Source organism: Tepidanaerobacter sp. GT38 (assembly GCF_021991635.1).
Lineage (GTDB): Bacteria > Bacillota > Thermosediminibacteria > Thermosediminibacterales > Tepidanaerobacteraceae > DTU063.
On the sequence record NZ_JAFFJA010000103.1, the window covers coordinates 1 to 8694 of the forward strand.

Consider the following 8694-nt stretch of genomic DNA (forward strand, 5'->3'; position numbering starts at 1 on the left):
TTAATTTTACAATTAACCGTTGGATCTCATTTATAGTTTTTTTACATATTTTATTTGACTTTTAATAGTTGGTCTTTCTGTGGGCATTTAAAGCCTACTTTCTCCAATTTTCGAACATCCACTTGTTCTCTTCCATAAAAGCCTGTGAGATCACAATACTTGCGTCATCCTCAGTTTTATTTTCTTTCACAATAGGAACCGGATTACAACCACCTTTTATCTTTTCTATCTGGTCAAGCTGGAATCTGTTGCCGCAATTCTGGCATATCAACTCATCACCCTGCTGCTTATAATAACCTCTTCCGGAAGCGAAACATATCTGACAAGTATTAAAAGCCGTCCGAATGGTTCCATCACTCGCTTTTACAGCCAAGACTTCCATGTTTGTCTTACCTGCCTTATATGGATAAAATTTGACAGTTTCAGAGACTTCACTCTTGAGTATTCTTAAATCACCTGATACAGCCCCCGCTTCATCTGCTCCACTTAAACCAAATTTGACAATAATAAAGCTTATTATGACGATTGCAATTACACTAAGTAATACAAATGTTTTCTTATGTGTTTTCTGTGCCGCTATTGCCTTTTTGTTTGCTGAACTTGATTTACCCATTCTTATACCGCCCCTATATTATTTACCACTGTAATTTAGCATATTTTTGTGGAGATTTTATGAAGAAAAAGTTTTCCACAAAAAGTTTTAGATGTGTTTTCGTTAACAGTATAAAAAAATACAGGTTTTTCCAGTGCCGCCTCATCATCTATAGCAAAGCACCGAAAAGCCCTGTATTCAAGCCGTTTTTCATGCACTTAAAGCTTAATTGTAAACAAACCTAAAAATAATAGAGCCGCTGTCCATGGAACTAAAAAGAGTTTACCCTAAAGCCTAAAATCTCGAAGTCCCGTGCTGATTTTAACCAGTTTATCTTCTACAATCTTTCTGACCTTATCATTTGGAATTCTAGCTAACTCCTTTTGTATAAGAACCTCGCCGACTGCCTTTGTTTCCGGCTTGGCATAATCTTCCAGATACTCCTTCAAGGTCATAAGGGCATTGGGATGGCAGAAATTATGGATCTGCCTGCTCTTACAGAGGCTCATAAATCTGTCACCAGTCCTGCCTTCCCTATAGCAGGCAGTACAAAAGCTGGGAACATACCCTAGCTCCATCAGCCATTTTACAACTTCATCAAGGGTTCTCCTGTCATTTACATCAAATTGTGCTGAATTTTCATCTTCCGGCTCGGGGTTATAATATCCCCCGACACTTGTCTTGGAACCGCCGCTGATTTGTGATACACCAAGATTCAATAAGCGTTCCCTTGTTGCCTTGCTTTCCCTGGTTGATACGATTATTCCCGTATATGGCACAGCAATACGAATGCAGGCTACGATTTTGGCGAATATATCATCATTTATTGCATTTCCAAATACCGATGGATCAATGTCATCAGCAGGTCGGATCCTTGGTACACTTATAGTATGCGGCCCGACGCCGAATACCGCTTCGAGATGTTCCGCATGCATCAGCAAAGCTGCAAATTCATATCGATAGTTTTCAAGGCCAAACAATACGCCTAGGCCGACATCATCTATGCCGCCAAGCATTGCTCTGTCCATAGCTTCAGTATGGTAAGCATAATCATGTTTCGGTCCGGTTGGATGCAATCTTTCATAACTTTCCTTATGGTAAGTCTCTTGAAAGAGCACATAGGTACCTATACCTGCCTCTTTAAGTTTTTTATAATTTTCGACCGTAGTTGCAGCAATATTGACATTAACGCGGCGGATAGCTCCGTTTTTGTGCTTTATACTGTAAATTGTATCGATACTCTCAAGTATATATTCAATAGGATTATTCACAGGATCTTCTCCGGATTCTATTGCAATGCGCTTATGGCCCATATCTTGCAGTGCTATAACTTCCCTGCGGATTTCATCCTGTGTCATTTTCTTTCTTGTAATGTGTTTGTTCGTCCTATGATAGGGACAGTAAACACAGCCATTTACACAATAGTTGGATAGGTACAACGGCGCAAATAATACAATACGGTTGCCATAGAAATCATCTTTGATTTGTTTAGCAAGTGCAAAGACCTCTTCATTTTTATCAGGAAGTTCACAAGCTAGCAAAACTGAGGCCTCCCTGTGAGAAAGACCTTTGTAAAGCTTTGCCTTTTCAATGATGTCATCAATGAGCCCAGCATTATTTTTGTTCTCTTCAGCATATTTAAGCGTTTCGAGAACTTCTTCGTGTGAAATAAATTCTTCCGCTTTAGATGATTTTGGATCGTACATAATAAAACCCCTTTCTTCATCGGGTCAGAAAAATCTTCCCCTTCAGTAATAATAAATTTTAACGAATTGATTTATGATCTCCACGAGAGATAGTTATACGATAACCTATACTTTCCATCCGTCTTTTCATACAGTATAGGCATTCTGCAGCTTCGTCTCCCGTGCAGATTTTGTTGTCGTAGAGCATATATTTATGCCTTACACTTTTGGGTGAAAGGTTGGGCATAACGACATTTGCCCCTGCGAGAATACCTAGTTCCCTCCCTTTAGGGTGAATTGTCCCAAGGGCAGTCGTAGCAGGAAGCAAAACATCAGGAAGCATTAAGCGGATAATGCCAAGCAAAAACAATGTCAGTTCAACGGTTCCCGCTTTCTTGTCCCCAAATGGCGTGTCGTGATGCGGGATAAATGGGCCGATGCCTACCATATGTGGATTTAGCTGCTTAATAAATAATAAATCCTCCACAAGGCAATCGGTGGTTTGAAACGGAGAGCCCACCATAAATCCGCATCCCACCTGATAGCCTATTTCTTTTAGATTATATAGACACTGCTTCCTGTTCCCAAGGGAAAGAGATCTGGGATGCAGCTTTCCATAATGTTCAGCATTAGCCGTTTCATGGCGCAGAAGATAACGATCTGCACCTGCATCAAAAAACGCCTTATAGCTTTCATAGCTTCTTTCACCTATAGAAAGTGTAACGGCACAGTCTGGATATTTAGCTTTAATGGAACTGATAATGTCAATTATTTTTTCATCCGTAAAATACCCATCCTCACCTCCCTGCAGGACAAAAGTGCGAAAACCAAGATCATATCCCACTGAACAGCATTCAAGGATCTGTTCCTTGGTCAATCGGTACCGCTCAGCTTTACGGTTGCTTTTTCTGATACCGCAATAATAGCAATCGTTTTTGCAGTAATTTGTAAACTCTATAAGCCCTCGTATATACACATCATGTCTATAATTTTGAATTCGGACGGCTCTTGCTTTTTCAAAAAGATATTCCGAAAGCTCAGGAGTGCGGTTATCAATCAATTCCTTGTATTCTGCCGATGAAAGATTATTTGTTTCAAAAAGCTTATCAACGAGCTGCTTCATCATAAACCTCATTTCTGATTTTGCCGGTTACTTTAGAATATAGTGCTTTAAAAAACAAAAATACGCCTCCGAAAGGCGCAGAAACATCGCATATGTAACTATAAAAATTCCGTGCCTTCCGCCTAATAACTTCGTATTCGGCGTCAGAAAAAAATGTTGGTCGCTTTGTCATCAGATGCATCTTCTGACTCAGCAGTACTAATTATATTTTATTACTCTTTTAAGTTGTTTGTCAATGCAACTAAAATATTCAAAAAACAGCAAGTCCTATGATACAGCCTACTCATTTTAATTTTCAACATCCTCTTGAAGCACACTGCTGGACCTTAAATCTTTACGCATAATAAAATCCGTTTGTTCTTCTTCTCCCATAAAAAATGGATGTTGGCCTATTACATAAAATCCATGCTTTTTATAAAAAGAAATAGCTTTATGGTTTTTTTCCCAAACACCAAGCCATACATATGATTTTTTTCGTGCATTTGCAATTTCAATTGCCTTTTCTATTAAAAAACTCCCTAAGCCTATACCCTGAAATTCTTTTAACACATATATTCTTTCAATTTCTAAAGATTGGGGGTCGTAGATATCTGTTTGGGCCTTATATTCATTTAGTTTTAGATAACCTAAAAGTTTATCATCAGAATAAAGAAAATAAAAACTTGAGTTGGGATTTGACAATTCATTGCGCAACTTGTCAATATTAAAAGCCTGTTCAAGATAAGCTTTCATGTTGGTTGGTTTGTTCATGTGACCAAAGGTATCGCTGTATGTTTTATAGGATATTTCTTGAAGTGTAACTAGGTCGTCCATCACGCATTCTCTGAAAACAAGTGGCATTCGCTTATACTCCTTCCTAAAGCTCTATAAAATTAATTTTCTTTTCATTATCCTCCAACCCTTTTATCATTCATCTGTCTCTCTATAGTTTGGTCTTATATTTATTCGACGGTTTTGATCTATAAAAAGTTTCTGCTGGAATCCTTACCGGCATCCTAGACAATTTCAGTCTATTTCTTTTACAATACAAATGTGTTAAAATGTAATAGATACGTTAATGAACCGGGATAGGGTAGCTAGGGTTCCGCCTTACAGGGTTAAGGGTCCGCGACCGAGGGCTACAGGTCCTGCAGCAGCAGGTGGCACCTACTGGCATAAAAGGCCCGAGGGGGAAGGTTCAGCATGTTTCGTATGCGCTGAAACTTTCTCTTCGGGCCATTATATTTCATAGGGGGAATAAAATATGACCAAAGTCAAAGAAATCCGTCCGGGGGTAGCTGTAGTTATTTTTAATGAAAAAAATGAGGTACTGTTACAAAAAAGGGCCGATATTAACCTTTGGGGGATACCTTCCGGTCATGTAGAGCCAGGAGAAACAGTTAAAGATGCCGCAGTTAGAGAAGTACTTGAAGAAACTGGCCTTTTAGTAAAAATACTCAGATTGATTGGTGTTTACTCTGATCCAAGTTCCCAAATTTTCCATTATCCTGATGGCCGTGTAACACATTTTGTGACTTGTTGTTTTCAAGCCGAGGTAATAGGCGGGGAACTGAAAGTGGTTTCACCGGAAACACTGGATTTAGGTTATTTCCCAGTTGACCGTTTACCAGTGGATATCTTAAAAATGCATCCCTCATGGTTGGAAGATGCCCTTAATCCAACGTTACAGCCTTTTATCCGCTAACTCATTTAGCATAATAGAACCAGGCATGATGTAATAGAGCCTGGTTTCTTTATACTCGTGGTTCATGAGTTGGCCAAAAGCAACCTTTGCAGAGCTTGATCCAGATTTTCTACAAAGAAAATGTCATTGCCCTTGTTGCACTCGAATATAAAATCTTGTAAAGGCTTGCTTGTATACTTAGAAAAGTCACCGATAACAGCAACTTGGTATGATAATTTACAAACTTTTGTAGAACTTCACCGGCGATGCCGCTACTAAGCATGAAAAATTCTTCACATATAGCCTTTTTGTCTAAAATAATTCCACTACAGCCTTTTTCATATTTCATTGTAACCAAAAGGTCGAGAGCAGATTGTGCATCTGTTATTAAAACATTTTCACTTTCCATATATACAATGGGATCACTTTTCCCAAAAAAAGTGTATTTCATTGTTTTAATTCCCCTTTACTTTTTTTGTTCAAACTTAAAAACCACTTTTCTGCATCTTCGATATCCGCGAATAGTTTAAGGACTCCTCGCTTTTGGCTCTCAGCAATTGCTTCCATAAATTCACTCTGCAAGTTATTTTGGTCTCTCATAATAATTGCAGCTTTGATATTATACATAGTAAACTTTTGAAGCAAAGTCCCCAGGTATCCTCTATTAGAAGCAAAAAAATCCTTAAAAAGTGTTTCACTATCTATCAGCACAAAATGGGTGTTATTTTCTACTAATGCTGTAACTATATCCTAAAATATTTCTTTCCTGCCCAATTTTGTTTTTTGAATCACTGAAATAAACATAAGTTACTTTACTATTACTGCACACAGTATATGTTATTTGGCCGTTGCTCTTTTCCTCACAAAGGTCAACTTTTGCTTTTACATTTTTTGTTACATCATTTTCATTGGGGATATTGGATATGGCTTCTCGCATATCTTCAATCCATGCCAGCTCATTTTCATATGTCCTTATAATATTATCTTTAATAAAACTCCATATCGTCGCTTCTAAAGCAGTTCTATTGGCTGAAAAACTCTTATCCTTTTGTTTTTGCTCCATCAATAACTGCACCTTTATCTGATGGTAATATTCATCGATGGCGTTTTCAATTCCTCAGTATTGAGTTGTTTAGACCATGCAAGATGAAGTAGAAACGGCTTTTTTATTTCAGTGGGCCCAAAAGGCAAAAGAACCTATTCTTTTAAAGCATCAAGGCCTTAGCCAGTTATTTTATAAATTTTCTTTGTGGGTGCCCCATCTTGATGTATTACTTCATTAGTTACAAAGCCTTTATCACGTAACTCTGATAGTGCCTTATATATTTGATTATTATTTCCTGACCAGTACATAAAACTTGAGTCCTGAATAATTTTTTTTAAATCATACCCTGACATTGGTTTGTAGCTTAGTAACCCTAATATTGCCAAACTGATGGACATTATCTGCACCTTCCCTGTACAACATATATGTTAATATAAAAAATTCCCTTAAACTTATCGTTTAAGGGAATTTGATATGTTTGATAAATTATCTTATCCTTCTGTATTAAAGAATCTACCTTAACTCGCTATAACAAATAAAATATTACATTTCATGAGCTCCCAGCAAATCACCTGTCAAATGAACTTCGTATGTGCCTCTATTCCATTGAACCTGAAACACATTATCACCCATGTAAACATTTACTCTATCTGTTAATACTTTATTGAGCATCATAGCCGTTACGCCTGAAACACAAACAGCTTCGGCAGAAAAATCGGTTTCTCCTTTTTCCAAATGCCAAAGGCGTGCTTTAACGGTTTCATTATCCAGTATCTGAATGAAAACAATGTTCGCGCCTTTCGGAAATAGACTATGTGTACCAAGGGCTGAGCCTGTTCCCTGAACATCTACAGCGTCTATATCATCCACAAATACAGCACCATGAGGAGAACCAAAGGACATTGCTGTTACTTTAAAGCACTTGCCGTTTATCACAAATGGATCATTGACACAATTCGGTGTGGAGTCGTGCTTTACCGGAATGAGGCAAGGAACCATAATAGGCTTCCCCATTGAAACAGTCCTACACATTATTGAATTCATTGTCCCCCTCCTCATATTAATCAAATAAATAAAATAAAACTAAACTATACCCTGTCTTAGCATTGCATCGGCAACTTTCTTAAATCCTGCTATATTTGCACCAACAACAAAATTGTCTTCCTGTCCCACTTCCTTTGCGACATTGGCAATGTTGTTATATATGTTAATCATTATTTCTTTGAGCTTCCTATCTATTTTCTCAAAGGTCCATGCGGTTCTCATTGCATTCTGGCTCATCTCCAGACCAGACACCGCAACTCCTCCCGCATTTGCCGCTTTTCCAGGCACGAACAATACCTTGTTTTCCAAAAATACTTTAATTGCCTCTGAGGTAGACGGCATGTTTGCGCCTTCGCAAACAGCAAAGCATCCGTTTTTTACCAACTCTCTTGCGTCATCCCCGTTTAATTCATTCTGCGTTGCACAGGGTAAAGCTATATCGCATTTTATACCCCAAATACCTCTGCTGCCTTCGGTATAAACTGCTTTCTTTCTGTAATCGGTATATTCATAAATCCTGCCTCGTTTTATTAGCTTAATCTCTTTGACAACGCTGAGGTCAATGCCTTCGGGATCATATATAAAACCATTTGAATCTGATAAGGCAACAACTTTTCCACCTAACTGTTGCGCTTTTTCAGCAGCAAATATGGCAACATTACCAGAACCTGACACTACAACAGTTTTATTTTCAATGGAGTTTCCATGCTGACGGAGCATTTCGTCTAACAGATACACCAGCCCGTAACCTGTAGCTTCTGTCCGTGTAAGTGATCCACCGTATGATATCCCTTTTCCTGTAAGTACACTGGTAAACGAATTGACTATACGCTTATACTGCCCGTAAAGAAATCCAACTTCCCGTTCGCCAACACCTATGTCTCCAGCGGGAACATCTGTATCTGCTCCAATATGGCGATACAGCTCTGTCATGAAACTCTGACAGAAAGCCATGATTTCTCGCTCAGATTTTCCTTTCGGATCAAAATTAGAGCCCCCTTTGCCGCCACCCATAGGTAATCCTGTCAGTGAATTCTTTAGAACCTGTTCAAAACCTAAAAACTTAATAATACTTAATGATACGCTCGGATGAAAACGGATGCCGCCTTTATACGGGCCAATGGCACTGTTGAATTGAACCCGGTATCCTTTATTTACATGCACTTTTCCAGAATCATCAACCCACGGAACCCGAAAGATAATTACGCGCTCTGGCTCACATAGCCTCTCTAGAATACCTGCCCTTTCATATTCCGGATGCGCATCTACAAAAGGTTGCAGCGAGGTTAGTGTCTCTGTAATTGCTTGATGAAATTCCGGTTCATTTGGATTTTGTTGTATAACTTTTTCCAGGACTTTCATTGTATATGACATAGTTTATAACCTCCTATCGAATATAAAAAAAAGGCGCTTACCAGCACACCGGTACACATGTATACCAATATGCCGATAAACACCTTTGTTTATCGTGGTAAATAGTATAGCAGCTTTTTACCATGTTGTCAATATAGCGCCTTTTTCCGATAGTGTCAAGTTGTTGTA

The 8694-nt window shown here is 38.5% G+C and carries 11 protein-coding genes and 1 pseudogene; 1 reads left to right on the top strand and 11 read right to left on the bottom strand.

Annotated elements, in window-relative coordinates:
• Positions 1-94: 94 nt before the first annotated feature.
• The 5 genes from JT739_RS11580 to JT739_RS11600 all read right to left on the bottom strand — a co-directional run bounded on the left by JT739_RS11580 (position 95) and on the right by JT739_RS11600 (position 4240).
• Positions 95-613: a DUF2318 domain-containing protein gene (locus JT739_RS11580; RefSeq protein WP_237661286.1), complete on the bottom strand. Its 519-nt coding sequence runs from the start codon at positions 611-613 to the stop codon at positions 95-97.
• A gap of 266 nt (positions 614-879) precedes the next feature.
• Positions 880-2298, bottom strand: a complete 1419-nt coding sequence (gene hydG / locus JT739_RS11585; RefSeq protein WP_237661287.1) for a [FeFe] hydrogenase H-cluster radical SAM maturase HydG — start codon at positions 2296-2298, stop codon at positions 880-882.
• 58 nt (positions 2299-2356) lie between these two features.
• Entirely contained in the window at positions 2357-3400 is a 1044-nt protein-coding gene (gene hydE / locus JT739_RS11590; RefSeq protein ID WP_237661288.1) for a [FeFe] hydrogenase H-cluster radical SAM maturase HydE, read from the bottom strand.
• Positions 3384-3572, bottom strand: a complete 189-nt coding sequence (locus tag JT739_RS11595) for a hypothetical protein (RefSeq protein WP_237661289.1) — start codon at positions 3570-3572, stop codon at positions 3384-3386. Before JT739_RS11595 ends, hydE begins: the two co-directional genes overlap by 17 nt.
• A gap of 116 nt (positions 3573-3688) precedes the next feature.
• Positions 3689-4240 carry a GNAT family N-acetyltransferase gene (locus tag JT739_RS11600; RefSeq protein WP_237661290.1) on the bottom strand — a complete coding sequence of 184 codons (552 nt, stop codon included), beginning with the start codon at positions 4238-4240 and terminating at the stop codon, positions 3689-3691.
• Between the two features lie 403 nt (positions 4241-4643).
• Here JT739_RS11600 and JT739_RS11605 point away from each other — a divergent pair, with 403 nt between their 5' ends.
• Positions 4644-5084 carry an NUDIX domain-containing protein gene (locus tag JT739_RS11605; protein WP_237661291.1) on the top strand — a complete coding sequence of 147 codons (441 nt, stop codon included), beginning with the start codon at positions 4644-4646 and terminating at the stop codon, positions 5082-5084.
• A 62-nt stretch (positions 5085-5146) separates the two neighbouring features.
• On the opposite strand, the pseudogene JT739_RS11610 reads toward JT739_RS11605, so the two are convergent.
• The 6 genes and pseudogenes from JT739_RS11610 to gdhA form a co-directional block, all read right to left on the bottom strand.
• A pseudogene (locus tag JT739_RS11610) lies at positions 5147-5451 on the bottom strand (DUF4180 domain-containing protein).
• Between the two features lie 59 nt (positions 5452-5510).
• Positions 5511-5774, bottom strand: coding sequence for a DUF4180 domain-containing protein (locus JT739_RS11615; RefSeq protein ID WP_237661293.1), 264 nt, complete (start codon positions 5772-5774; stop codon positions 5511-5513).
• Positions 5775-5784: 10 nt separating this feature from the next.
• Positions 5785-6126 carry a hypothetical protein gene (locus JT739_RS11620; protein ID WP_237661294.1) on the bottom strand — a complete coding sequence of 114 codons (342 nt, stop codon included), beginning with the start codon at positions 6124-6126 and terminating at the stop codon, positions 5785-5787.
• Positions 6127-6284: 158 nt separating this feature from the next.
• Positions 6285-6506 (bottom strand): PadR family transcriptional regulator, encoded by a 222-nt coding sequence (locus tag JT739_RS11625; protein ID WP_237661295.1) that lies wholly within the window; start codon positions 6504-6506, stop codon positions 6285-6287.
• A 145-nt stretch (positions 6507-6651) separates the two neighbouring features.
• On the bottom strand, positions 6652-7152 hold the full coding sequence (locus JT739_RS11630; RefSeq protein ID WP_237661296.1) for a hypothetical protein: 501 nt from the start codon (positions 7150-7152) through the stop codon (positions 6652-6654).
• Positions 7153-7191: 39 nt separating this feature from the next.
• Complete coding sequence (gene gdhA / locus JT739_RS11635) at positions 7192-8526, bottom strand: NADP-specific glutamate dehydrogenase (protein ID WP_237661297.1); 1335 nt, start codon at positions 8524-8526, stop codon at positions 7192-7194.
• Positions 8527-8694: the final 168 nt, after the last annotated feature.